The organism is Roseibium sp. RKSG952 (assembly GCF_009711355.1).
This window is the reverse complement of record NZ_SMMF01000950.1, coordinates 101,323-124,697: the sequence shown is the minus strand read 5'-3', so window position 1 is coordinate 124,697 and position 23,375 is coordinate 101,323. Positions and strand designations below refer to the sequence as shown.

Sequence of the window (23,375 nt, the reverse complement as noted above, 5' to 3'; positions counted from 1 at the left end):
TTGTGTTTGTAATTTTGTCTACAGTAATTTTCTTGACAGTTTAGTTTCCGCTGTAGCAAATGTTACCTATGCCAATTGATACCGAGTCATCATTGCTACAGCCGACCGAGGCACCAGCGGCGCGCGCACTGAATGCGCGGGGCGGTGCGTCTGCCGTTCTGGTCTGCGAGCATGCCAGTCGTTTTATCCCGGTGTCTTTGAACGGGCTGGGGCTGGATGAGGCTGCCGCGCGTTCGCACGCGGCCTGGGACATCGGTGCGTTTGAGTTGTCTGTGGAACTGATGGGGGCGCTGGACGCGCCATTGGTTCACTCGCGTGTCAGCCGATTGGTCTATGACTGCAACCGCCCGCCAGAACGTGCGGATGCGATGCCTCAGCTAAGCGAAGTGTTCCCGGTTCCCGGCAACCAAAATCTGTCCGATGATCAAAGGACCCGGCGGATACGGGAGGTTTATGAACCATTTCGGCAGCTGCTGGCATCGACATTGGACGCAAGGCCCGCACCGCCTGTGCTGATTACCATGCACAGCTTTACACCGGTGTATAAGGGTAAGGTTCGGGCCGTCGAACTGGGCATTCTGCACGATGCGGATGATCGTGCGGCTCAGATCATGCTTCGCCATGCCAAAGACAGTGGACTGCGCGTGGCATTGAACGAACCTTATTCCGCCACCGATGGTGTCACGCACACGTTGCGTGAGCATGCGATCTCACGTGGCATTCCAAATGTGATGATCGAAGTGCGTAACGATCTGATCGACACACCCACAGGCATAAACCGCATCGCCGGTCAGCTGGCGCCGATCCTGCGATCAGTGGTTGATGAGCTTTCTCAGGTTGAGGCAAAGATATGAGAGCAGGAAGGCAGGCATGAAGTTCATGCGGGGATATGTGGCGGTCATTGACCGTATGAACCGCTGGATTGGCCGTGTGGTCATGTACGGCATCTTTGTGATGATGGGCATTCTGCTCTGGTCTTCGGTCTCAAAAACTTTCTTTCTTCCTTCGCTCTGGACCTTGGAAATGGCGCAGTTCGCGATGGTTGCCTACTACATCCTTGGCGGGCCTTATTCGGTTCAGATGGGATCGAATGTACGGATGGACCTCCTGTACAGTGAATGGTCGCATCGCAGGCGGGCCTGGACCGATGCGATTACCGTTTTCTTCCTGATCGTCTATCTCGGCGTGATGATCTATGGCGGGTACGACTCGCTGAGCTATTCGCTGCAATATGGCGAGCGCAGCCCGACCGCCTGGCGACCCTATCTCTGGCCGATCAAGGTGATCATGGTCCTCGGCCTGTTTTTGATGCTGCTGCAGGCCATATCCGAGCTTTTCAAAGATATTCTCCGCCTCAAGGGCGACGACATCCCGCGTGAGGTGATCTGATGTCATACGAATTGATCGCCATCCTGATGTTCTCGACCATGATGCTGATGCTGCTGACCGGGCAGCGTGTATTCGGTGCCATCGGGTTTGTTGCTGTCGTCGCCGCGCTTTTGCTTTGGGGCGACCGTGGGGGGTACGATATCGGCTTTGCCGCCGCCATGAAGCTGATGAAATGGTACCCGCTGCTGACACTACCGATGTTCATTTTCATGGGCTATGTATTGGCAGAGTCCAAAATCGCCGACGATCTCTATAAGATGTTCCACGTGTGGATGGGCGGGCTGAACGGTGGTCTGGCCATCGGTACAATCGGGCTGATGGTTCTGATTTCGGCCATGAACGGATTGAGCGTTGCCGGTATGGCCATCGGTGCCACCATCGCTTTGCCGGAATTGCTCAAACGCGGCTACAACAAGAAGATGGTGACCGGGGTCATTCAGGCCGGGTCATCCCTGGGGATTCTGGTGCCGCCATCCGTGGTACTTGTGCTCTATGCAATGATTGCAAGGCAACCGGTTGGTCAGCTTTGGTTGGCAGGTATTCTGCCGGGCCTGATGATGGCGGCGATGTTCATTCTGTACATCGTGATCCGTTGCAAGATTAATCCGGAATTGGGTCCTGCGCTGCCGAAGGAAGAGCGAGATGTGCCGATGGCGGAAAAACTGCGCCTCTTGCGCGCGGGTCTGCTGCCGATCGGGATCTTTGCGGCGATGATGGTTCCCTTTGTCAACGGCTGGACCTCGCTTGTTGAAAGCTCGGCCATTGGTGCGCTGACCGCTTTTGCGGCAGCCGTTTTGAAAGGGCGAATGACCCGTGAGGTCTTTGAAACCTCTGTACGCTCAACCCTTGGCATTACCTGCATGTTCATGTGGATTATTCTTGCTGCATTGGCGTTTGGCGCGGTGTTCGATGGTCTGGGCGCGGTACGTGCGATCGAAAATCTGTTCACGGAACGTCTGGGCCTGAACCCTTGGATGATCCTGATCCTGATGCAGCTCAGCTTTATTCTGATGGGCACCTTTCTGGACGATACCGCGATGCTGGTGATCGTTGCCCCGCTGTACGTCCCGCTAGTGGGTGAGCTGGGTTTCGACCTGATCTGGTACGGCGTGCTCTATACGATCACCACGCAGATCGCCTATATGACACCGCCGTTCGGCTATAACCTGTTCCTGATGCGGGCCATGGCTCCGCCCGAGATTTCACTGCGCGACATCTACGGTTCTATTCTGCCGTTCGTTCTGGTGATGACACTTGCATTGGCCATCATCATGACCTTCCCACAGATCGCGCTGTGGCTGCCGGATTACATTTACAACAAATGATCCCGGACCAACCGGGACAAGGGTGAGGGGATATCCTTTCGCAAATTTGAAACTGACCAACGGAGAGAGAGAATGACGAACAGACGTACATTTCTAAAAGGGGCCGCAGCGGCACCTGCTGCTGCTTTGGCAACACCGGCGCTGGCGCAATCGACGATCAGATGGCGGATGCAGACCTATGCGGGCCCGGCACTGGCCGAGCATGTGATCGACCCTGCAATCAAGATGTTCAACGACATCGCTGGTGACCGGATGCAGATCGAACTGTTCTATGCAGATCAGCTGGTTCCGACGGGCGAGCTGTTCCGCGCCATGCAGCGCGGCACAATTGATGCGGTGCAGTCGGATGATGACTCGATGGCGTCCCCGACCGAAGTGACCGTGTTTGGCGGCTACTTCCCGTTTGCATCGCGCTATTCGCTGGATGTGCCGGTTCTCTTCAACCAGTACGGTCTGAATGAGATCTGGGACGAGGAATACTCGAAGGTCGGCGTAAAGCACATCTCTGCCGGTGCATGGGATCCGTGCCACTTTGCGACCAAAGACCCGATCAACAGTCTAGCGGACCTGAAGGGCAAGCGCATCTTTACTTTCCCGACAGCGGGTCGCTTCCTGTCGCAGTTCGGCGTTGTTCCTGTCACCCTGCCATGGGAAGACATTGAAGTTGCGGTACAGACCGGCGAGCTGGACGGCATCGCATGGTCCGGCATCACCGAAGACTACACAGTCGGCTGGGCGGACGTGACCAACTACTTCCTGACCAACAACGTGTCGGGCGCATGGGCGGGTCACTTCTTTGCCAACATGGATCGCTGGAACGAACTGCCCGAAGATCTGAAGACCCTGTTCAAGGTCTGCTGTGACCAATCACATTACTACCGTCAGTGGTGGTATTGGGGTGGCGAAGCGTCCCTGCGCGTCAATGGCGACAAGCTGAAACTGACCACGATCCCGGATGAAGAATGGGCGCAGGTCGAAGAGGCTGCCGTCAAGTTCTGGGATGAAATCGCAGCCGAAAGCCCTGTAAAGGCGAAGGTTGTCGAAATCTTCAAACAGTACAACGCAACCATGCAAAAAGCTGGCCGGCCTTATCGCTACGGCTAAGACTTTGCCAAAACGACCCGCCCCTTTTGTGGGGCGGGTCAAACGGATTGAATAGCCGGTGATCTCTGAGACCGGTCAGCATAAAGGTGGCACATGCTCACGTTCGAACATCTCAAGACCCAGGTTTCAGAAGGGGCCGTAGATACGGTTCTGGTTTGCATGGTGGACATGCAGGGCCGGTTGATGGGCAAGCGGTTTCATGCAGGGCATTTTGTGGCAGGCGCGTGGGAAGAGACCCACTGCTGCAACTATCTGCTGGCCACCGATCTTGAGATGGGCACGCCCGACGGATACGCCTCGACCAGTTGGGAGCGGGGCTATGGCGACTACGTCATGAAACCCGATCTGGATACATTGCGACCGGTGCCGTGGCTGGAAGGTACGGTGATGGTGATGTGCGACGTGCTGGATCACCACACGCATGATGAGGTGCCGCATTCACCTCGGGCCATCCTCAAAAAGCAGGTCAATCGTCTAAAGGTCATGGGCTATGACGCGATGACTGCTACCGAGCTGGAATTTTTCCTGTTCGAGAAGAGCTTTGACCAGATCCGCAAGGAAGGCTTCCGGGATCTGGAGCCGATCTCGGGCTATAACGAAGACTATCATATCCTGCAGACCACCAAGGAAGAGCATGTGATGCGCCCTATCCGCAACCATCTGTGGAATGCGGGTATACCGGTCGAGAATTCAAAGGGTGAGGCCGAAACCGGGCAGGAAGAGCTGAACATCAAATACGCACAGGCGATGGACACGGCCGAGTATCACTCGATCGCCAAGAACGCAGTGAAAGAGATTGCCTGGCAGCATGGCCACGCCGCGACGTTCCTGCCGAAATGGCATCATGACAAGGTCGGCAGTTCCTCGCACGTGCACCAGTCGCTCTGGTCCGATGGCAAACCTGCCTTCTACGACGCATCGGATGAGTTGGGCATGTCGGCGCTGATGAAAAGCTACATGGCGGGTCTGCTGAAATACGCAGGCGACTATACCTATTTCATGGCGCCCTACATCAACAGCTACAAACGCTTCATGAAGGGCACCTTTGCGCCCACACGGATCATCTGGTCGGTCGACAACCGCACCGCTGGGTTCCGCCTGTGCGGGGATGGGACCAAGGCGGTTCGTGTAGAATGCCGGATCCCGGGCTCGGACATGAACCCCTATCTGGCAATGGCCGGAATGCTGGCGGCCGGGATTGCGGGTATCGAAGAGGGTCTGGAGTTGCAGCCGCCCACCAAGGGCGATGTGTACCAAGGCGAAACTGGAATGATCCCGGGTAACCTGCGCGCAGCGCGGGATGCGTTGCATGGTTCGGCCATGTTACGTGCGGCCATGGGCGATGAGGTGGTCGATCATTATACCCGGGCGGCCGAGGTTGAGATCGAGGAATTCGAGCGCGTAGTGACGGATTGGGAAGTCGCTCGTGGGTTTGAGCGGGCGTAACAGACGGGATGTGAGGCCGACCTCACATGTTTATCAGAGTTACTGAAAGAAGAAGCAGGGCGCAGACGCCCTCTATGTGGAGTTGATGGCATGAGCCAGACACTGAAATGCATCTCGCCGATCGATGGATCGGTTTATGCGGAACGTGAAGTTCTGTCGCGTGAGGCTGCGTTTGAAGCCGCAGCGCGCGCGCGGGCCGCACAAGCTGAATGGGCGGCACGCCCGTTGCAGGATCGGATTGATCTTGTGATGGCAGGCGTGGCTGCTGTTGGGGCCATGAACGATGAGATCGTGCCGGAACTGGCGCATATGATGGGCCGCCCGGTGCGTTATGGCGGTGAGTTTGGCGGCTTCAACGAGCGCGCCAGCCATATGGCCGAAATTGCCGAGGCGTCTCTGGCTGATATCGCCGTGGGCGAGGACGAGACGTTCAAGCGTTACATCAAGCGTATCCCGCATGGCGTGGTTTTTGTGGTGGCGCCGTGGAATTACCCCTACATGACCGCAATCAATACGGTCGCACCCGCGCTGATTGCGGGGAACACTGTGATCCTGAAACATGCCACTCAAACACTGCTGGTGGGTGAGCGTATGGCACAGGCCTTCCATTCGGCAGGTGTACCTGAGGATGTGTTCCAGAATGTGTTCCTGAGCCATGATGTGACCAACGACCTGATTGCAGGCAACGCTTTTGATTTCGTGAACTTCACCGGCTCGGTTGGTGGTGGTCAGGCGATGGAGCGCGCGGCGGCGGGTACGTTTACTGGCGTTGGCACCGAGCTGGGAGGTAAGGATCCCGGTTATGTCATGGATGACGCCGATCTGGCTGCAGCCGTTGATACGCTGATCGACGGGGCAATGTTCAACTCGGGCCAGTGCTGTTGCGGGATCGAGCGGATTTACGTGCATGAAAGCCTCTATGATGACTTCGTTGCCAAGGCGGTTGAGGTCGTAAAGGGCTACAAGCTGGGTAATCCGCTGGATACCGAGACGACAATTGGTCCGATGGCCAATGTCCGGTTCGCTGATGAGGTCCGAGCGCAGATCGCCGAGGCTGTCGAAGCCGGGGCGGTAGCCCATATCGACACCTTCGCCGAAGATGATGGTGGCGCTTACCTGACGCCACAGATCCTGACCCACGTCACTCATGATATGCGCGTGATGCGGGATGAGAGCTTTGGTCCGGTGGTCGGCATCATGAAAGTGTCGTCGGATGACGAGGCCATCGCGTTGATGAATGACAGCGAGTTTGGCCTGACCGCCAGCCTGTGGACCCGCGACGTGGATCGCGCGGCACGGGTAGGTGACGCCATTGAAACCGGCACCGTGTTCATGAACCGCGCGGACTATCTGGACCCCGGTCTTTGCTGGACTGGTTGCAAGAATACCGGGCGCGGCGGCGGCTTGTCCGTCATCGGCTATCACAACCTGACACGTCCCAAATCCTACCACCTCAAAAAGGTAACGGGCTAAGGACGACATGCCTGCCTCGCTTCCCCCTCGGCGAGGCAGGCCCCTATCTTGAAGGAAACTCTGACATGAGCCTTGTTGGAAACTGGTCGTATCCGACCGCAATCAAATTTGGTGCCGGGCGCATCAAGGAACTGCCCGAAGCCTGTGCGGCTGCGGGCATGAAAAAGCCTCTGCTGGTCACGGATAAAGGGCTTGCCGATCTGCCGATTACCACAGCGACGCTGGATATCATGGAGGCGGCCGGTCTTGGCCGCGGCCTGTTCAGCGATGTGGATCCCAACCCGAATGAAAAGAACCTGGAAGCTGGCGTTGCTGCCTATAACGCGGGCGGCCATGACGGTGTAATCGCATTTGGTGGTGGCTCAGGTCTGGACTTGGGCAAGATGGTGGCCTTTATGGCCGGTCAGACGCGGCCCGTCTGGGATTTCGAGGACATCGGCGACTGGTGGACCCGCGCAGACGCTGACGTTATCGCGCCGATCATCGCCGTTCCGACAACTGCCGGTACGGGGTCCGAGGTCGGACGCGCCAGCGTCATCACCAACTCTGAAACGCACGCGAAGAAGATTATCTTCCATCCCAAAGTTCTGCCAACAGTCGTGATCTGTGATCCTGAGCTGACAGTGGGCATGCCCAAGTTCATCACAGCGGGAACTGGCCTTGATGCCTTTGCGCATTGTGTCGAAGCCTATTCCAGCCCGCACTACCATCCGATGAGCCAGGGAATTGCGCTGGAAGGCATGCGTTTGGTCAAGGAATACCTGCCACGTGCATATGCAGATGGAACCGATATCGAGGCGCGTGCCCAGATGATGAGTGCAGCGGCGATGGGTGCAACCGCGTTCCAAAAGGGTCTGGGTGCAATCCACGCCATGAGCCATCCTATTGGCGCGGTGTTCAACACCCATCACGGCACGACCAACGCGGTTTGTATGCCAGCGGTTCTGGATTTCAATGCGTCGGCTATCGCAGACCGGTTCAACGCGGCGGCAGCTTATCTGGGTATCGAGGGCGGTTTCGACGGATTCCGTGCCTTCGTACAGGAGTTCAATGATTCATTGGGCATCCCGCGCAAACTGTCGGAACTGGGTGTGACCGAAGCATCGATCCCTGAATTGGTAAAGGGCGCAATCATTGACCCATCCTGCGGTGGCAACCCAATCGAACTGACCGAGGAAAATCTGACGCAATTGTTCAAAGCAGCGCTTTGATACAACCAAAAAAACAGGCAGAGCAGTGCGGGGCAGGGGATTGTTTCCCTGCCCCTTTTTGTGAACAAAGCTATCAGCCGTTTTGCGTTGGTAGCCGGTTAAAGGTCAGAATTTCCAGCGAGCTTGCGAATGGGAAAGCGGCTTCGGATCTCCTGATCCAGCTTGTCCGATATGTGAGAGGGCGCAGGCATCGAAAGCAGTTCACGGGTTTTGATGCGGGCCCGCTCAAGAAGATCCTTGTCGGGGGCCGCTGCCCATTCCTGCGGTGTGCGCCGGTCGGCCAGCGCGGGATAAAAATAGTCACTTTCCATCCTGTTCAGGGTTTGACCATGCCCCAGAAAATGACCCGGCCCACCCACACAAACCTCGCGTATCGCCTCAAGCGACAATGTCTCTTTTGAGACCTCAAACCCACGTGTTGCGCGCATGACCGAACCGATCAGATCATTGTCCAGAACGAAACTTTCGAGTGAGCAGCCCAGTAATGAGCCGTACATGCCCGCTGCCTCATAGATCAGATTGGCGCCGGCAAGGGAGGCGAGTAATTCGGTGTACCCCTTCTCAAAGCCGGCCTGAAAATCAGGCAACTTACTGTCCGTCATGCCTGCGCTGACGGCGCAGGGAATGCCGTAGAACCGGGCCATCTGCGCGCAGGCGGCCATCAGCAGACCCTGTTCCGCGCTGCCCCCGGACATTGCGCCGGTGCGCAGGTCGCTGACAAAGGGCAAGGCACCGAATGTGGCGGGATGACCTGGGTTCAGCAGGTTGACATAAACGATGCCCGCCAGGACTTCGGCGGTTTGCTGTGCGACGGCACCGGCCAGTGGGGCAGGGCTAGTCGCCCCGGCCTGCCCGGCGGACACCAGTTTGAGAGGGATACCGTGACGGGCGGCACATTCGATGACGCCCAATGCCTCCTCGGCGAAGGTCAGAGGCGGCACGATGAAACAGGTCGATACACAGATTGGCGGTCTTGCCCGCAGGGCTTCTGGCCCACCGGTTATCATCTCAAGGATCTGAACGGCATCTTCCATCGCCTCGGTCGAGCCGAACGAGGTTCCTGTTGGTTTTGCAGTTCCTTTCAGGCAGGCATAGGCTGTGTTCAGATCCATCTCGCGTGGATCAGAAAGATCCCGTGCGACAACCGTACGCTGGAACATGTGGATGTTTGGCAGAACATGGGCCAGTCGCGCCATGTCATAGAGGTCCTGCAGCGTGGTATCGCGAATGTCACCGGTCTGGCTGTCGATAATGTGCACAGCCGCCCCTGATGTGCCGAAATGAGTGCGTGCGCCTGAAGGGTCCAGATCGAACTGCGGGCTCTGCCCGAACAGTTTGAAATCTCGACCTGCTCTCTCGAGCGTCTCCCGCACCATGTGTTCGGGAAAAAGCAGGCGTCCATCTCCGGTCAATGAGCCTCCGGCGGCACAGACAGTATCTATACAGGTTCGGGTCGCGCCTTTGACGCCGATCTCTTCAAGGACGCGCATCGCCGTTTCATCGATCATCCTGATTTCGTCGTTTGTCAGAGGGGCGTATTGCCCGCCTTCGATACCAGGCCAGATAGCAGTGCTTGGTCCCGAACCTGCGCCTTCGTTGCGCGCTTCTTTTCGGGCTGCGCGCCCGCCGCTGCGTCTGCGTGCTGTCATTTGGCTATCTCGCTGAAAAAATTTTCAACATCTGGCGCATCTGGCCAGTTCATGAGCTCTGAGAAACCGTCTTTGTCACGACCGGTGATTTGGGCGAACTTGTTGGCGAGTTGTTCGTTCGACATCGGGTTTTGGGGCGCACCAAGTGGATAGGCGCAGCGGGTCTCAAGAAACTCGCTCCCTGAAAGTTCAACCCGCAGACAATCGGGCTGATCCGGGTCGTAGTTCAGTTCGGGATGGAGAGCGGGTTCTGGCGTCACTGTCGTTAGCTGGATCAACCGCGCAACTTCGGGGCTTTCCCAGAACCGAGCTTCACTATCGTTCAATGTCAGATCACCTGCCACAAGTGCCTGTCCGATACAGGCAGGCGCCGAAAACAAAGCCTCGCTCCGGGTGATGGGGTTCTGAAATGGCAGGATTTCAAAGTGAAAGTCAGGCAGGGTCGCGGATATGGCCGTGACCTTTTCCAACTGATCGATGATGTGCGGGCGCAGCTCCAACGCGGCCGTCATCAACCGATGCGTATATCCGCAAGAGGGCCAGAGTTTGAGGATCAGACCATATTGCTGCAAGGCCCATGGTTCGCCCAGACTGGCCAAAGCCCTTTCAAACCGCGCTCCATTGAGATCGCCCAACAGGCCAGCGAAACCGCGAGGATGGTCGAGAACATGGTGTTGCGCCGAAACACCCTCAGCTGCCATCAAGGCGGCTTCAAGACCGTTTCGTGCTGCCCATCCGGCTTGCAATGGTTTGGCATTCGAGCCGAATTGAAGGGTCAGGCCCGTCGCCTGCGAGACCGACAGTGCCAGCGCATGCGACGTCTGTTCGGGTGAAAGTCGCAACAATCGGGATACGGCGCCGGCCGCGCCTATGGTTCCTAGTGTTGCCGTGCTGTGAAACCCACGGGCGTAGTGATCCAGCGACACAGCTTCGCCGAGCCGCATGATGATCTCGGCCCCGATGGCATAAGCGTTGCTCAGTTCTTTGCCGCTGGTGGGGCTGAGATGGGCGGCTGCCAAAAGGGCAGGCAGCAGCACGACGGTCGGGTGCGTGTTTCCCGGCTCTTCCCAGTCGTCCAGATCCCAAGCGTGACCTGCGACCGCGTTGGCCAGTGCCGCGTGGGGCGCCGCCAGTTTCTGATCGCTACCGTAGACTGTCGCCGATCCGTTGCCTGTTCGGCTCAAGGCACGAATTGCACGTTGTGTGACTTCGGCATCGGCCCCGGCGAGGATACATCCAAAGCAATCAGCGACAGCGGGTGCAATAATCTGCCGCAACTCATCACTCGGGTTTGCGGATGTGGCGAAATTTGCGAGGCGCTTTATTGCAGTCACGATTGGCCGTCCTTCATTCAAATGGATCGGGTTGATGCGGGTCGGTCGATAGCCAGACAGATTTCGTCTGCATGAAGCAACGCATCCCTTCCCAACCGTTTTCACGGCCATAGCCAGACTGCTTCATGCCTCCGACAGGTGATTGGGTGGCGGCGTTGAAGTAATTGTTGATGTAAACGGTGCCTGCCTCGATGCGATCTGCAAACCGCATTGCGCGGGCCACATCCCGCGACCAGATACCGGCGGCAAGACCGTAGATGGTATCGTTGGCAATGCGGATTGCGTCTGCCTCATCCGTCCAGGCTTCGGTGCTCACGACTGGCCCAAATACCTCATTCTGGGCAAGATCGGCGCTGTTTGGAACATCGGCAAAGATGGTCGGGCCGATGTAGTAGCCGGCGTCTCGGCAGGCTGAGCGCCCGTCCAGTAGCAGGGTGTGCCCTGCTGCTTCGGCGGCTGCGATCCGGTTCAATACGGCCTCATAATGTGGCCGGTTCGCCATTGGACCGATCTGTGTTGCCGGATCCAGAGGGTCACCGACGCGGGCTTTGCGAACGACTTCGACCAGCCTGTCAGTGAATTCATCGATGACGTCTGCATGAACCAATAGTCGAGAGCCTGAGATGCAGCTTTGACCGCCCGGTGGAAAAATCCCGGCTGCAACTCCGTTGACGGCAAGTTCGATGTCCGCGTCAGGGAAGACGATCTGAGGAGATTTCCCGCCAAGCTCCATCACCACGGGCTTGACCTGTTGCGCGGCGGTGACCGCTGCCGCCTTTCCACCTGCGGTACCGCCCGTAAAGCTGACCATTCGGACATCGGGGTGTTCGATCATCGGAGCTGCCGTCGTTGGCCCATAGCCGGTGACGACGTTCAGGACACCCGGAGGTAGGTCGGCCTCGAGCAGAACTTCCATAAGTTCCAGCGTCGAGCAGCTGGAATGTTCAGAAGGTTTCAGAACCACGGTGTTTCCCGCAGCCAGACATGGCGCTAGTTTCCAGATCAGTGTTCCAAGCGGTGAGTTCCACGGTAAAACCTGCGCCACAACGCCGAACGGCTCCCACGTCATGTAATTGTGGATGTTGGGTGCTTCAGCAGGGATGACGCGACCCTCGAACTTGTCACACATACCCGCGTAATAATGCCAGCTGTCCACTTGCCATTGCCCCGGTTTCAGCCCCGGCGTGATCATCGATGGAAGCTTGCCGTTATCCTGTGTCTCGATCGCACCCAGACGGTCAGCGTATTTTGAGATGACATCGCCAATCCGACGCAAAGCCCGCCCACGCTCGGCAGGTTGCATGCGGCCCCATGGTCCGTCGTAAAAAGCGGATTTTGCTGCGGCCACCGCCCGGTTTACGTCGGCTTCGCGGCAATCGGGTATACGGGCCCAAACTTCTCCGGTCGCGGGGTTTTCGCTGTCGATGTATTCCTCTTCGGCCGGGTCATGCCATTGATTGTTGGCGAAGTATTGAAAGATACGTGTCTCGGTCATTCGGGTCTCTTTCCGGGGTATTCAGGTGGCAAAGGTGTGCGTCCAAGGATCATGTCAGCAGCCTTTTCAGCCATCATGACAACGGTTGCGTAGAGGTTTCCAGTGATTTGAGTGGGCATCGCAGAGGCGTCGCAAACGCGCAGCCCGTCGACGCCCTGAACACGCAGTCCGTTGTCCAGCACATCTCCCATTCGAGCTGTGCAGCAGGGATGATGCCCTGTATAGGCGCTTTGACGGATCGCTTCGGTGACTTCAGCCTCCGTATGCGCATTTTTCCAAACCCCGATTTCGCCCGTGTGGTATCGGGCGATGTCGGGTTGAGACATCACCTCACGCATGACGGCAACGCCTTTTCTCAGATCATCCAGATCTTTTGTGTGGGCCAGATAATTCGGATCAATCAAGGGATGCGTGCGTGGATCGGAATTGGCCAACCGAACGGTTCCGGTTGATTGAGGCCGTTCAAGATTGATGTCGATCTGAATGCCCGGCCGGGCCATCTTGCGGCCGCGGACCAACAGCTTGCGACCCAGGCGCTGAAGCAGGGGCACATTCTCATCCGCGCCGTTTCCCAGGTTCTCCTCGACCACCATGGGCGTCATAAACACCTCAAGCTCAGGCAGGGCAGGGTCTTCGAAAGCGTGGAAGAGCACGGTTGAAAAAAATGCGCCACCGCCGGGGCCAGAGCCATTCAGCAGCCACTTGCCCATCAAGATTGCGGCCTTGTCCAGCCGCTGATGTTTTGCATGGCTCAGATCGATCCGCTCTGATCCGTATTGCATCGAAACATCCGGGTGATCAGCCAGGTGAGCTCCGACCGAAGGCAAATCCGAGACAACGTCAATTCCCAGTTCGCGCAGATGATCCGCTGGCCCGATACCTGAAAGCATCAGCAGCTGCGGCGAACCAAAAGCGCCCTGACATACGATGATTTCCTGATCTGCGCGGACGACCTCACAATCGGTGGTTTCAACTCCGACTGCGCGTTTGCCTTCGAAAATGATCCGCCCGATCTGGGTATTTGTACGGACCGTCAGATTTGAGTGTCGGTTCTGCAGGTACGCAATCGCCGAAGATTGTCGGATGCCGTTTGATACGGTGCTGTCGTTTCGCGCGACGCCTGTTCTTTCAGATCCGTTGAAGTCATCAAGCTCCGTATGTCCCGCTGCTTTGGCGGCTGAGATAAAGGCGCGTTCGATTTCACCGAAATTACGCGCTGGTTCCGTTTTGAGCGGTCCATTGGTGCCGTGCCATTCATCCCGACGATCGCGTGACCCTTCGGCGCGGCGGAAGTAGGGCAGGACATCCGCATAAGACCACCCCTCCAACCCCAGTTGACGCCAGTTATCATAGTCAGCTGCCACGCCGCGCATGTAGATCATACCGTTGACGATGGAGGATCCACCCAATGCCTTGCCGCGCGCATAGTAGATGCTGCGCCCATTCAGGCCGGTTTGGGGGACCGAAGTGTAACCCCAGTCCAGCCGTGGATTGCCAAATACAAATCCGTTTCCGGCTGGCATCCGGATGAAAAGGTCGCGCCCATTGCCACCTGCCTCGATCAAACAGACCGATACATCCGGGTTTTCTGAGAGCCGGGCCGCCAATACGCATCCCGCCGAGCCGCCACCGGCTATGATATAGTCGTAGGCAGGGTTCATCCGGTGACCCGTGCAAGGATTGCATCGGTCATTTCAGAACCATTTGCCTCACCACCCAGATCCGGCGTTAGAATGCCGTAATACAGTGTTTCTTCGACAGCGTTTTCTAACAGAGATGCAAACTCAGGCAGACCGAAACTGTATTTGAACATCATGCCGATCGAAAGGATTGTACCGACTGGATTGGCGATGCCGCGCCCGGCAATGTCGGGGGCCGATCCAGCGGTGCTTTCATACATGCCGAAAACCGGACCGCTGGCGGGATTGGCGGACAATGACGCCGACGGTAGCATTCCTAGCGAACCGGCATAAACAGCCGACAGATCACTAAGTACATCGCCCATTTGGTTGCAGCACAGAACCACATCAAAATCGCCCGGGCGCTGCATCAACTGATAAGCGCAATTGTCCGCAAACATGTTCTCAAAAGCCACGTCCGGATAGTCCTGCGCGACCTCTGTCACCACTGTACGCCACAGTTTGTAGCTTTCCATCACATTGGATTTGTCGCAGCTGACCAGCCGTCCACGCCGTTCGCGCGCAAGTTCGAACCCTCCACGCGCGAAACGCGATACTTCATCCTCATCATAGGCAGTCAGGTCATATCCCTGTCGCACACCATTCCTGATCCGTTGGCCACGTTCTTGCGCAAACATCGCCCCGCCACACATTTCGCGCAGGATCAGGACATCTGCTGTATCCGCGAGGCCCGATCGAAATGGCGTTTGGCGCATCAAAGGTTTCCAGGCGCGCGCCGGTCTCAGGCCAAGGTAAGTCTGCAGATGGTGCCGCAGATACATCAGGCCATCCTGTTTCTCAGCACCGCCCGAGACGCGGATGTTGTCCCATTGAGGACCGCCAACAGCACCAACCAGAACCGCATCGGATTGACGGGCCTTTTGCAGAACCTCGTCCGAACAGAAAGTGCCCAAAGCATCCCAAGAGGCACCATGCAGCAAATCCTGTTCGATTATGAGCTTGATACCAGCTTGTCGCGCCAGAGCCTCTGCCGTGCGCAAGCCATACCCCAAAATCTCTGGGCCAATCCCGTCGCCGCCCAAAGCCAGGATCCGTTTTTCCATAGATCATTCCCTAACCGGTCGCTGAGATAGACTTGCGCGCTTGAAATGAGAGAAAAAGATGGAAATGGTGAATGAAAATAGTTCCTAGAAGGAATGAATATGTCGCGCCAATCTCTTCCGCTTCAACAGATTAAAGCGTTCGAAGCAGCAGCGCGCCGTCTCAGCTTTTCCCGGGCGGCCGAGGAGTTGAATGTGCTTCAGCCGGCAATCAGCCGCCATGTCGCGGCATTGGAGGCAGAGCTTGGGGTCAGGCTTTTCCTGCGGACCAAGCCGCGCCTTACATTGACAGAGGATGGCGTGTTGCTGGCGGATGCGGTGTCGCGCGGCTTTGATGCGATCAGAAATGGGATGGATGCCTTACGGGCCAGGCGCGGTGATGAAACCATCGTGGTCAGCGCCAGTATCGGCTTTACCAGCCTGTATCTGCTACCGCGTCTGGCGGAGTTTCAGGCCTTGCATCCGTCTACGAAGATTCAGATCGTGACCCGGGATCAGAACCCTGATTTCAACGCCAATAAGTGTGACGTGGTCATATTGTTCGGTGAACAGGGTGTTCCGGGCACCAGCAGTCGTCGAATTTTCGCTGAGCGGATGGTTGCAGTCTGCCATCCCGATCTGTTGAACAACGGGCAGAGTTTAACCCATGCTGAGCTGGCGCAACGCAAGCTTTTGCACATGTCCGAACTGGATCATAACGGTGACTGGGAAAGGTTCTTTGAAGGAACAGGGATCGAAATCCCAAAGCCACCGGCCCATGATGCGTACCTCAGCTACATGGTTTACCTGAGAGCCATCCAGAACGGATTGGGCATTGGCATCGGCTGGCGACCCTTACTGGATGAGTATCTGAGCAGCGGCGCACTGGCACTGGCCAGCGCACATGAGTGCAACACCAAGCGGGGTTACTTTTGTTCGATTACGTCCGCAGGGCAATCAAAGCCAGGAACGGGTTTGTTTCTGGATTGGATTGGAGAGGTTAACTGAGTGGGTAGTGCGCCAGGCTCAATGCACTAATCGTCTGGCCGTAGAATTAAAAAACCAGCAGCCTTACGAAAGGGCTGCTGGTTTAATTTTTGCGCGCCGTGCGTCGTGATTATTTGAACACGTCCACCAGATCGGAAACGCTGACACCTTCTTTGATCTCTTTAAGGCGTGCGAAGATCATCGCTATCGCGATACTCGCCAAACCATAAGAGATTGCGTTGATGATTGTCTCAAGAAGCACTCCAAGTCCAAAGAGAGAGCCACCTGATATAGCTGCCAGGATAAAGGCGGTCACGAAGCCGAACAGGAACAGGCAGAGGAATATCAGGAACAATGCCCCGATAATCGGCCAGCGGTAACCTTTGGTCAGTTCGGCGCTGCGACCTAGGGCGCTAAATCCCGCACCTTCGATTACGATGACGGGTACGAGCATCGAGAAAACGGCGTAAAGCCAGATACCGGGTATGATCAACAGCATGAAGCCGATTGCGTACAGGATCGAAGCTACAATCGACAACACAATGATGGCAGGTAGATTTCTGATTGCGGTGGAAAAATAGCGACCAATCTGAGCCGACCGACCAAGTTTGGCGTCATAAGAAAACTGAACCAGAGTTGCCGTAATGATCGACATCATCACCAGGCTGAACAGAAACGCCACACCGAACCTGCCAACGAAACCGGCTGTGTCGAATTCAGCACCCGGCTCAAGGCTTGTGGTGGTGTCCAAGTTCATGGAGTTGGTCAAAATTACATCGAACAACGCCGGAATGAAGCCCAGAAGCGCGACCACGGGAAGCTTGCTGAACAGAATTGAAAAAGAGTCGCCGACAACCGATCCGACACCAAAAGGGGTATGTGCCCCAGAGTTAACTGCATCTGTCATACTGAATACCTCATCAATATCTTAGACTATCTGATTGAGATAAAGCCTCGCAGCGGCACTCATCCGCAAGAAGAAATGCGCAGAGCCTGCTCTCGTCAGTGTAAAATTACAACAGGCTATCTCAGGCCTGATCATCCTGCGCGGCATGATATTTGTCAGCGCGTTTGTCGCCAAAGAGCTGCCGCTGCTCAAGATATCCGCGTTGCGCTTTGTAAAAAGCCTCAAGAAAAGCTTGCTGATCCTGTGCCCGGACGGGATCGGCATATTCGATCTTACGCCTGATCTGATCAACGATTGCTGCAAGGGTTTCCTTGTGGCGCTTGTAGGCTGCGGGACCTTTGGGCCTGTCGCTTGCGCGCAGGAACCCTTCAAGTGTTTGCAGCTCGAACGCGCCGTAATGTTCCAGATGATGGGTCAGGAAACGAAACTTCTGCTCGTCTGCCACTGGTTGCCTGATCACCTTTGACATGTCCTCAAGAAGAACCGGTTTGGGCAGGTGGATTACATATGTTCCCGCAATGATGTCGCCCAGCCGTCTGCGACGTTTGTTGAACAGCGGAACAGCCAATACGGCCATGATCCATAAAAGTGATATGATCGAGGGCACCATCTGGTTCGCATCCAGTGTCAGCAGAAGGGTGCCCGGCAGAAAAATCTCGGCCTCTTTCATCAGGTTGCGCACGACAAGTGATTGCGTTGTCAGCGCCTGCCCATCCGACGCAACGACCTTGATCTTCATGAGCCGCTTGCCGATGGTCTGGCCATTCCAGATCAGTTCAGACATCGCGTAGTAGGGGATGCGGATGAAAAAGAACAACATCGAGGCGATGGCAATCGCGGTTCCAGGCGTCACGATGTCCAAGCCCAGCGTCAGCAGAAACAGCGCCAAAGCACCGATCCCTGTGATCAGCAGATCGCTTATTTGTGCCGTCGTCCGCACACCGATGCCAGCGATCCTGAAATTCAGTGGCACCCCTTCGGGTGGCAGCAACTGATCCATCGGGCGAATGGTCATGACCGCTCCCTTCCACCCAGTGCAAACCACAGCAACCACAAAGCACCTACGCCCCAGCCGATTGCAATGCGTGTGCTCTGGTCCTGAACAAGCTGACGCCCGAACCCTTCGAGTAACGCAGCAACGACCAGCATCATGGCCGCGATCATGGCCAGTTTGACTGCATCGTGGCCTGCAGCCCGCAATGCAGAAGCGCGGGTCTGATTGCCGGGGAACAGCACAGCAAGCCCAAGCTTCAAGCCACCGGCGCATGCTATGCAGATCGCCGAAAGCTCGGTCACGCCGTGAATGGAGAGCCAGCCAAACAGATCCCAGCCAAGGCTTCGGTCGACATGAAGTGCAAAGAAAACACCTAAGATCAGCCCGTTATAGAATGTCAGCAGGATGGATGGTGCGCACAGAAAGGCACCCAGACCAAAAACGAAAATGGCAATGCGGGTGTTGTGCGAGAAGAGGTAAGTCGCAAATGCGCCAAGCCCCGATCCGTCTTCCTCTCCATAGAGCTGCGCGTGCAGGTAGTCGGTGCTGGCGTCAGGGCTGCGCCCCCCGGCCAGTTCCGAAGGCATAAAGACGTAGAACCATTCGGGATTGTCGAAATAAAAGAAATAGCCAACCACTGCCCCTGCTGCCATGCAGAGGAACCCAAGCAACAAAACCCGCCACGAGGCGCGCATGGCCCTTGGCCCTCCGCTGGTCAGAAATCTGCGGATGATACCGCCGAGCCGTTGCTGTGGCGCATAAACGCTCAGATATGCCCTGCTTGTCAGTGCCTCAAGATAGTCCAGCAGCCCGCGATCCAGTGAAATCTCACGCGCGATGGACAGCGATGTGGTTGCCTGACGATAAAGATCGGCCAGATCACGCGCTTCCTGAAAGCTCAGGCGATGCATACCCTGATTTTCGGCTTTGTCGACCAACGCCGACAGCTTTACCCAGTCGGCTTCGCGCTCCTGCCGGAAACGGGCAGAGCGGATCAGGTCACTGTCTGACATCAGATCATCTCCCGCGCTTTGATTTCCAGATAGGTCGAGATCAGCCGCGCTGAAACATTACCTGGTTCCGTGTCGATGATGGTGACCCCTAGCTGATGCAGACGCTCGAGTACCACGCGTCGTTCATGCAGCAACTGTCCGGTGGACACCGTTTCGGCGACGCCGTTCATGTCTGAGGGAGTGCTTTTTACCTGAGCTTCCAAGATCGGGTCGCGCAGTGCAACGAACACGATCAGATGCCGCTTTGCCAGAACACCAACATTCTCGACCATCAACTCGGCCGAGGTAGTATCGACAAAATCGGAAAACACGATGATCAGGCTACGTTTTGGTGTACGCCTGTTCAGTTCGGTCATGGCCAGTGTATGGTTTGTTTCGCGGCTTTCATAGCTTAGCTCTGCGGTGCGGCTACGCAGTCTTGTGAAGGCTGCGCGTCCGGGCTCTGGTGGTAAAAACAGCCGCGGTTCTGCGTCATAGGCGTATAACCCAACCAGATCGCCGCCGATTGCTGCGGCCCATGCCGTCGCCAAAGCTGCGGTAATCGCATGGTCGATCTTTGGTAGCCCGGCGATCTCTTCGCGCATTTGATATCCATTGTCGAGCGCGATGATCACATGATGGTTGCGTTCTGCGCGAACCTCTTTCGCGACCAGCGAACGATGGCGCGCTGACCGTTTCCAGTCGATTGAACTGGCATCCATTCCGGGTACAAAATCCCTCAATTGATGGAACTCTGTCCCTTCACCAATGGCGCGGTTTTCCTTGACGCCAAACAGCCGGGATTGAACGGTCGTGGATATTTCGCCTGACTGGACGCGGCGGATATTGGGTACGACCGCGACCTCAAGCCCAAAACTGATCTTAGGCACAAATTCGAACAGTGTCAGGCGCGAGGACCAGAACAGCCACACGTTTGGAAAAACCCATGTGCCACGCCGAATAGCCTCGCCTTTGATTGTGGCCTTGCCGATCCCGAGATCAAATTCTGACGGGCCCTTCAGGCCTTCGGGCCAATCAAGTTGCCCGCGCAGGCCCACCGTGGAAGGTGAAACCTCCAGCGCTATGCCGAAAGGTTCGCCAACAAAGACCTCCCCCACCGGTTCCACTGAGATTGATCGGCGGCGGGGCCAGGACAACAGCAGATCCACCGCTGCAATCACACCGAGCAAAATCCAGGGCATGACGGCCACGTTTCGGGTTGCGTCACCCAGCACGATCGCTGCAAGTGACAGGCAAAGGGCTACACAGGCCGCAACCAGCAATTTTTGCGATGGTCGGATCAGCGGGGGGCCTCGATCTGGTTGAGGATGTTTTCAAGAACCTGCCGGGCGCTGCGCCCTTCGATTTCAGCAGAGGGGCTGAGAACGATCCTGTGTTGCAAAGCGTAAATAATCAGGTTTTTGACGTCATCCGGGATGGCGAAGTCGCGCCCGTTCAGGGCGGCAGTCGCACGGGCGGCCCCGGCGATAGCATCTGCAGCCCGGGTTGATGCACCAAAGGCGATGTCCGAACTCTCTCGCGTCGCGCGCACCAGCCTTAGGATATAGGCCAGAATATCGTCATCCAGAACGATGCCATCGATCAGGCTGCGCGCAGCGGCGGTGGTTTCGCCGTCCAATAGCGGTGCAACCGCCTGTGTTGCCGTCAGGAAATCCAGAGGTTCAGCAGCGTGCTGGCGCAGAATGGCAAGTTCGACATCTTCGGGCGGGAAAGTCAGGTTTATCTTGAACAGAAAGCGGTCAAGCTGCGCCTCGGGCAGGGGATAGGTTCCCTGTTGCTCAATCGGGTTCTGAGTGGCGACTACCATGAATTCCGATCCCAGATCGTGGTCAGTACCGTCTATGGTCACCATCCGTTCGTTCATGGCCTGCAACAGCGCTGCTTGTGTCTTTGGGGGTGCCCGGTTGATCTCGTCCGCCAGAAGGATCTGACTGAAGACGGGTCCTTTGGTCAGAACGAATTCGCTGGTTTGAAAATTGTAGATCGAAGTTCCAAGAACATCGCCCGGCATCAGGTCAGGCGTAAACTGAATACGTCCGAACGCGAGGTTGAGGGCACCTGCAAAGCTGCGCGCCAGCAGGGTTTTGGCTGTTCCCGGCGGCCCTTCCAACAGCACATGGCCGCGTGAAAACAGGGCAGTCAGCAGCAGGTCGATGGCCTCTTCCTGTCCCTGAACGACTTTGCCGATCTCCGTGCGCAGAGCCTCGGCATGGGCAAACAATTCATCAAGCGTCATCGGCAAATCGCTCCAGTATCGATTCAAATTTGTCTATATAAGTGATGGCGTCGCTGGCATTCAGATGCGCAGGTAGTCCCCGGATTGTTCCCAGCAGGTCAGTCAGTTCAGCGGCCAGTGCAGGCTGGCGCGCCCGCATGTATCGCAGGTAGGCGGCTTCGACGCCGCCATTGACCACATGTCCCGGTCCAAATACCTCGGCCGCTTGTGCACGTATGCGGGTATTGACGAAATCTGACAGCAATGCGCCGTCCTGCCCGGTCAGCCGCATCAATCGCGCCCGCGCCCGGTTGGCTGCACGCTTCCCAGTGCCAAGCGATGGACCATCATTGGTGACCGGCCCGTTACGAATGCCACCGCGCCAGATAGCAAGCGCCAGAAGTAAGGCCGCCCCGATCCACAAAATCCGGAACGGATACTCGAACAAACGCGCCAGATCTTCCCAAGTTCTTTCCCTCTGGACGATCTGCTCCGGCTCGGTCAGCCAGTTTCTGTCGCTGTAATCGATGACGATCCGGTTTTCCCCTGCGATTTGCGGCAGCAGTTGCGCGGCAATCAGAGCGTTTTCGCCAAGTCGCAAACCGTGATTGTTGAGAACATCCGGATCGGACAGAACATAGACCTGATCCCGGTCTTCGTCGCCGGGTAATGGGCAAAGGCCAAGTAGCATCGCGCCCGGTCTGCCGATAACTGGCTCGCATCCGATCCCTTCGAATGCCTGTCCTGCGTAAACTCGGGCGGCCAGCACTTCCCTATCCCCGTCATAATCGAAGTCCGAGAAAGGGGTGCGCATGTAAAACACCTGACCCACATCCGGGCCGACGATCTGATGCAGAACCGTTTGAACATCACCGCGTGGCGCCAGCAGAAAAGGATGACCGTACCCTGTCAGCCGCATGCCGCTGCGCCACTTGGGCAGAATGATCAGGCTTTGAACGGAACCGGCTTTCTCCTGAATGATATCGATCTGCTGATCAAATTCGTCTGTCTGCAGCAGCAATTCTTCTTTGGTTCGGGCAGCCTTTCGATCTGTATCGGGATGCGTGTCGAATATCGGCTGGACCAACAATCCGATGGTGCTGCGATCCAATGGCCAGCCACCCGTGAAGCTCTGGGTCGGTTGAGACTCGCTGTTCAGCCAGATTTTCAGTCCGTCAAAGCCGTTGGTGGATTCGCGCAATACATATTGGCGTTGTGCGGCGAGATACAGGAAAACACCCAGAGACAACAGAACCACCAGAGCGATTATGACCCAATCCAGCCTGATCTGAGGTGGGGGACTGGTCTGACTGATGTCCGTCATGCGCGTGTCTCCCGCAATATCGGTCGAACCCGCGCGACATGTGCTGCAAAGTCGCTTTCGCTGATCGAGCGGCCGCCGAAATGGACACGTTCACTGTCCAGAACCAGCGCCCGCAGGTCTTGGATGTAAGACAGTGTTTGCGGCAGCTTTCGCAGGGCTTCACGATGTGTCCAGCTGCGTTTGAACAGGACGCCGTTTGCGTTCAGGCATCGCGTCAGGGCAAGCTGTGCCAATCCAATAAGTGCAAGCTGGCGGTCTGGAATATTGAGGATTGTGTCCAGATCGGATTGGTCCGCTGGGTCAGGCCCATCACTGTTGGATTTCTGCCTCGATTTGCGTCGGGTGTTCTCTACGCCTTTGCTGAATGAAACGGATGTTCCACCTGCTGTGAAGTAGACGAATGCCACCAGGATCCCCAAAATCAACAGCATAATGATGACTGTTGTCGTTTGAGACCCTCCTGAAAAGGTCCAGGAGCGGTTTTCCTCTGAACGCTCAGGCTTTGGCTTGGCATCTGTCTCAAGCGGTGGGGCTGGACGCGTCGGATCAAAATACACGACGTCGCTGTCAATGCCGTGATATCGGATCGCATCCAAATAGGCCCTGCCGGACTCACTGAGTTCAGGAGGATCAATGACCGCTTCCTGCGCGATCACATGGGAAGCCGCGCACGCGAAAAAAGAGAAAATCAACGCAAAAACACAACGCATTAGCGTATCGATAGATCACCGGTGTTTTGCATGCAATACGACAAATCCCCGGTATCTAAATGAGAGCAATAGGTGTTGCA

Annotated in this window: 20 protein-coding genes; 8 read left to right on the top strand and 12 right to left on the bottom strand. The window is 56.6% G+C overall.

Translation table 11 applies throughout. The annotated features are described in order from the left end of the window. Nucleotides 1–68 precede the first annotated feature (68 nt). The 7 genes from E1297_RS33340 to E1297_RS33310 all read left to right on the top strand — a co-directional run bounded on the left by E1297_RS33340 (nucleotide 69) and on the right by E1297_RS33310 (nucleotide 7,948). Nucleotides 69–854, top strand: coding sequence for an N-formylglutamate amidohydrolase (locus E1297_RS33340; protein WP_209016154.1), 786 nt, complete (start codon nucleotides 69–71; stop codon nucleotides 852–854). A gap of 16 nt (nucleotides 855–870) precedes the next feature. After that, on the top strand, nucleotides 871–1,389 hold the full coding sequence (locus E1297_RS33335) for a TRAP transporter small permease subunit (RefSeq protein WP_155145711.1): 519 nt from the start codon (nucleotides 871–873) through the stop codon (nucleotides 1,387–1,389). Then, complete coding sequence (locus tag E1297_RS33330; RefSeq protein ID WP_155145709.1) at nucleotides 1,389–2,714, top strand: TRAP transporter large permease subunit; 1,326 nt, start codon at nucleotides 1,389–1,391, stop codon at nucleotides 2,712–2,714. The genes E1297_RS33335 and E1297_RS33330 overlap by 1 nt, the downstream gene beginning before the upstream one ends. A 72-nt stretch (nucleotides 2,715–2,786) precedes the next feature. Continuing rightward, nucleotides 2,787–3,818: a TRAP transporter substrate-binding protein gene (locus E1297_RS33325; RefSeq protein WP_155145707.1), complete on the top strand. Its 1,032-nt coding sequence runs from the start codon at nucleotides 2,787–2,789 to the stop codon at nucleotides 3,816–3,818. A 93-nt stretch (nucleotides 3,819–3,911) separates the two neighbouring features. After that, complete coding sequence (locus E1297_RS33320) at nucleotides 3,912–5,264, top strand: glutamine synthetase family protein (protein WP_155145705.1); 1,353 nt, start codon at nucleotides 3,912–3,914, stop codon at nucleotides 5,262–5,264. A gap of 90 nt (nucleotides 5,265–5,354) precedes the next feature. Next, entirely contained in the window at nucleotides 5,355–6,737 is a 1,383-nt protein-coding gene (locus E1297_RS33315) for an aldehyde dehydrogenase family protein (protein ID WP_155145703.1), read from the top strand. 65 nt (nucleotides 6,738–6,802) lie between these two features. Further along, nucleotides 6,803–7,948 carry an iron-containing alcohol dehydrogenase gene (locus E1297_RS33310; RefSeq protein ID WP_155145701.1) on the top strand — a complete coding sequence of 382 codons (1,146 nt, stop codon included), beginning with the start codon at nucleotides 6,803–6,805 and terminating at the stop codon, nucleotides 7,946–7,948. Between the two features lie 98 nt (nucleotides 7,949–8,046). On the opposite strand, the gene E1297_RS33305 is transcribed toward E1297_RS33310, so the two are convergent. The 5 genes from E1297_RS33305 to leuB are packed head-to-tail and all read right to left on the bottom strand — an operon-like array spanning nucleotide 8,047 to nucleotide 15,169. Next, the gene (locus E1297_RS33305; RefSeq protein ID WP_155145699.1) at nucleotides 8,047–9,597 is read right to left on the bottom strand and encodes a trimethylamine methyltransferase family protein; all 1,551 of its coding nucleotides are present in this window, start codon (nucleotides 9,595–9,597) and stop codon (nucleotides 8,047–8,049) included. Further along, nucleotides 9,594–10,931, bottom strand: coding sequence for an MmgE/PrpD family protein (locus E1297_RS33300; RefSeq protein ID WP_196223463.1), 1,338 nt, complete (start codon nucleotides 10,929–10,931; stop codon nucleotides 9,594–9,596). Before E1297_RS33300 ends, E1297_RS33305 begins: the two co-directional genes overlap by 4 nt. Nucleotides 10,932–10,944: 13 nt before the next feature. Next, the gene (locus E1297_RS33295) at nucleotides 10,945–12,426 is read right to left on the bottom strand and encodes an aldehyde dehydrogenase (protein WP_155145695.1); all 1,482 of its coding nucleotides are present in this window, start codon (nucleotides 12,424–12,426) and stop codon (nucleotides 10,945–10,947) included. After that, complete coding sequence (locus tag E1297_RS33290) at nucleotides 12,423–14,087, bottom strand: GMC family oxidoreductase (RefSeq protein ID WP_155145694.1); 1,665 nt, start codon at nucleotides 14,085–14,087, stop codon at nucleotides 12,423–12,425. The genes E1297_RS33295 and E1297_RS33290 overlap by 4 nt, the downstream gene beginning before the upstream one ends. After that, a complete protein-coding gene (gene leuB, locus E1297_RS33285; RefSeq protein ID WP_155145692.1) occupies nucleotides 14,084–15,169 on the bottom strand; it encodes a 3-isopropylmalate dehydrogenase in 1,086 nt (361 codons plus the stop codon). Before leuB ends, E1297_RS33290 begins: the two co-directional genes overlap by 4 nt. A gap of 99 nt (nucleotides 15,170–15,268) precedes the next feature. Between leuB and E1297_RS33280 the strand changes: the two genes are divergently transcribed. Next, nucleotides 15,269–16,153, top strand: a complete 885-nt coding sequence (locus tag E1297_RS33280) for a LysR substrate-binding domain-containing protein (protein ID WP_196223462.1) — start codon at nucleotides 15,269–15,271, stop codon at nucleotides 16,151–16,153. Between the two features lie 109 nt (nucleotides 16,154–16,262). Here E1297_RS33280 and E1297_RS33275 read toward each other — a convergent pair whose 3' ends face one another. From E1297_RS33275 to E1297_RS33245, 7 genes are all read right to left on the bottom strand, one after another. Beyond that, nucleotides 16,263–17,039, bottom strand: a complete 777-nt coding sequence (locus E1297_RS33275; RefSeq protein ID WP_155145689.1) for a hypothetical protein — start codon at nucleotides 17,037–17,039, stop codon at nucleotides 16,263–16,265. Between the two features lie 121 nt (nucleotides 17,040–17,160). Beyond that, nucleotides 17,161–18,054 carry an RDD family protein gene (locus E1297_RS33270; RefSeq protein ID WP_155145687.1) on the bottom strand — a complete coding sequence of 298 codons (894 nt, stop codon included), beginning with the start codon at nucleotides 18,052–18,054 and terminating at the stop codon, nucleotides 17,161–17,163. After that, nucleotides 18,051–19,046, bottom strand: a complete 996-nt coding sequence (locus E1297_RS33265; protein ID WP_155145685.1) for a stage II sporulation protein M — start codon at nucleotides 19,044–19,046, stop codon at nucleotides 18,051–18,053. Before E1297_RS33265 ends, E1297_RS33270 begins: the two co-directional genes overlap by 4 nt. Then, nucleotides 19,046–20,227, bottom strand: coding sequence for a DUF58 domain-containing protein (locus E1297_RS33260; protein WP_155145684.1), 1,182 nt, complete (start codon nucleotides 20,225–20,227; stop codon nucleotides 19,046–19,048). Before E1297_RS33260 ends, E1297_RS33265 begins: the two co-directional genes overlap by 1 nt. A gap of 98 nt (nucleotides 20,228–20,325) precedes the next feature. Continuing rightward, nucleotides 20,326–21,282, bottom strand: a complete 957-nt coding sequence (locus E1297_RS33255) for a MoxR family ATPase (RefSeq protein WP_155145681.1) — start codon at nucleotides 21,280–21,282, stop codon at nucleotides 20,326–20,328. Further along, nucleotides 21,272–22,585, bottom strand: a complete 1,314-nt coding sequence (locus E1297_RS33250) for a hypothetical protein (protein ID WP_155145679.1) — start codon at nucleotides 22,583–22,585, stop codon at nucleotides 21,272–21,274. Before E1297_RS33250 ends, E1297_RS33255 begins: the two co-directional genes overlap by 11 nt. Then, nucleotides 22,582–23,241: a DUF4129 domain-containing protein gene (locus tag E1297_RS33245; RefSeq protein WP_196223461.1), complete on the bottom strand. Its 660-nt coding sequence runs from the start codon at nucleotides 23,239–23,241 to the stop codon at nucleotides 22,582–22,584. Before E1297_RS33245 ends, E1297_RS33250 begins: the two co-directional genes overlap by 4 nt. Between the last annotated feature and the right edge of the window lie 134 nt (nucleotides 23,242–23,375).

What these genes read in the sequence shown, in the direction of transcription:
- E1297_RS33340 (WP_209016154.1), top strand. Translation starts at nt 69, where the DNA reads ATGCCAATTGATACCGAGTCATCATTGCTACAGCCGACCGAGGCACCA.
- E1297_RS33335 (WP_155145711.1), top strand. Translation starts at nt 871, where the DNA reads ATGAAGTTCATGCGGGGATATGTGGCGGTCATTGACCGTATGAACCGC.
- E1297_RS33330 (WP_155145709.1), top strand. Translation starts at nt 1,389, where the DNA reads ATGTCATACGAATTGATCGCCATCCTGATGTTCTCGACCATGATGCTG.
- E1297_RS33325 (WP_155145707.1), top strand. Translation starts at nt 2,787, where the DNA reads ATGACGAACAGACGTACATTTCTAAAAGGGGCCGCAGCGGCACCTGCT.
- E1297_RS33320 (WP_155145705.1), top strand. Translation starts at nt 3,912, where the DNA reads ATGCTCACGTTCGAACATCTCAAGACCCAGGTTTCAGAAGGGGCCGTA.
- E1297_RS33315 (WP_155145703.1), top strand. Translation starts at nt 5,355, where the DNA reads ATGAGCCAGACACTGAAATGCATCTCGCCGATCGATGGATCGGTTTAT.
- E1297_RS33310 (WP_155145701.1), top strand. Translation starts at nt 6,803, where the DNA reads ATGAGCCTTGTTGGAAACTGGTCGTATCCGACCGCAATCAAATTTGGT.
- E1297_RS33305 (WP_155145699.1), bottom strand. Translation starts at nt 9,597, where the DNA reads ATGACAGCACGCAGACGCAGCGGCGGGCGCGCAGCCCGAAAAGAAGCG.
- E1297_RS33295 (WP_155145695.1), bottom strand. Translation starts at nt 12,426, where the DNA reads ATGACCGAGACACGTATCTTTCAATACTTCGCCAACAATCAATGGCAT.
- E1297_RS33290 (WP_155145694.1), bottom strand. Translation starts at nt 14,087, where the DNA reads ATGAACCCTGCCTACGACTATATCATAGCCGGTGGCGGCTCGGCGGGA.
- leuB (WP_155145692.1), bottom strand. Translation starts at nt 15,169, where the DNA reads ATGGAAAAACGGATCCTGGCTTTGGGCGGCGACGGGATTGGCCCAGAG.
- E1297_RS33280 (WP_196223462.1), top strand. Translation starts at nt 15,269, where the DNA reads ATGTCGCGCCAATCTCTTCCGCTTCAACAGATTAAAGCGTTCGAAGCA.
- E1297_RS33275 (WP_155145689.1), bottom strand. Translation starts at nt 17,039, where the DNA reads ATGACAGATGCAGTTAACTCTGGGGCACATACCCCTTTTGGTGTCGGA.
- E1297_RS33270 (WP_155145687.1), bottom strand. Translation starts at nt 18,054, where the DNA reads ATGACCATTCGCCCGATGGATCAGTTGCTGCCACCCGAAGGGGTGCCA.
- E1297_RS33265 (WP_155145685.1), bottom strand. Translation starts at nt 19,046, where the DNA reads ATGTCAGACAGTGACCTGATCCGCTCTGCCCGTTTCCGGCAGGAGCGC.
- E1297_RS33260 (WP_155145684.1), bottom strand. Translation starts at nt 20,227, where the DNA reads ATGCCCTGGATTTTGCTCGGTGTGATTGCAGCGGTGGATCTGCTGTTG.
- E1297_RS33255 (WP_155145681.1), bottom strand. Translation starts at nt 21,282, where the DNA reads ATGACGCTTGATGAATTGTTTGCCCATGCCGAGGCTCTGCGCACGGAG.
- E1297_RS33250 (WP_155145679.1), bottom strand. Translation starts at nt 22,585, where the DNA reads ATGACGGACATCAGTCAGACCAGTCCCCCACCTCAGATCAGGCTGGAT.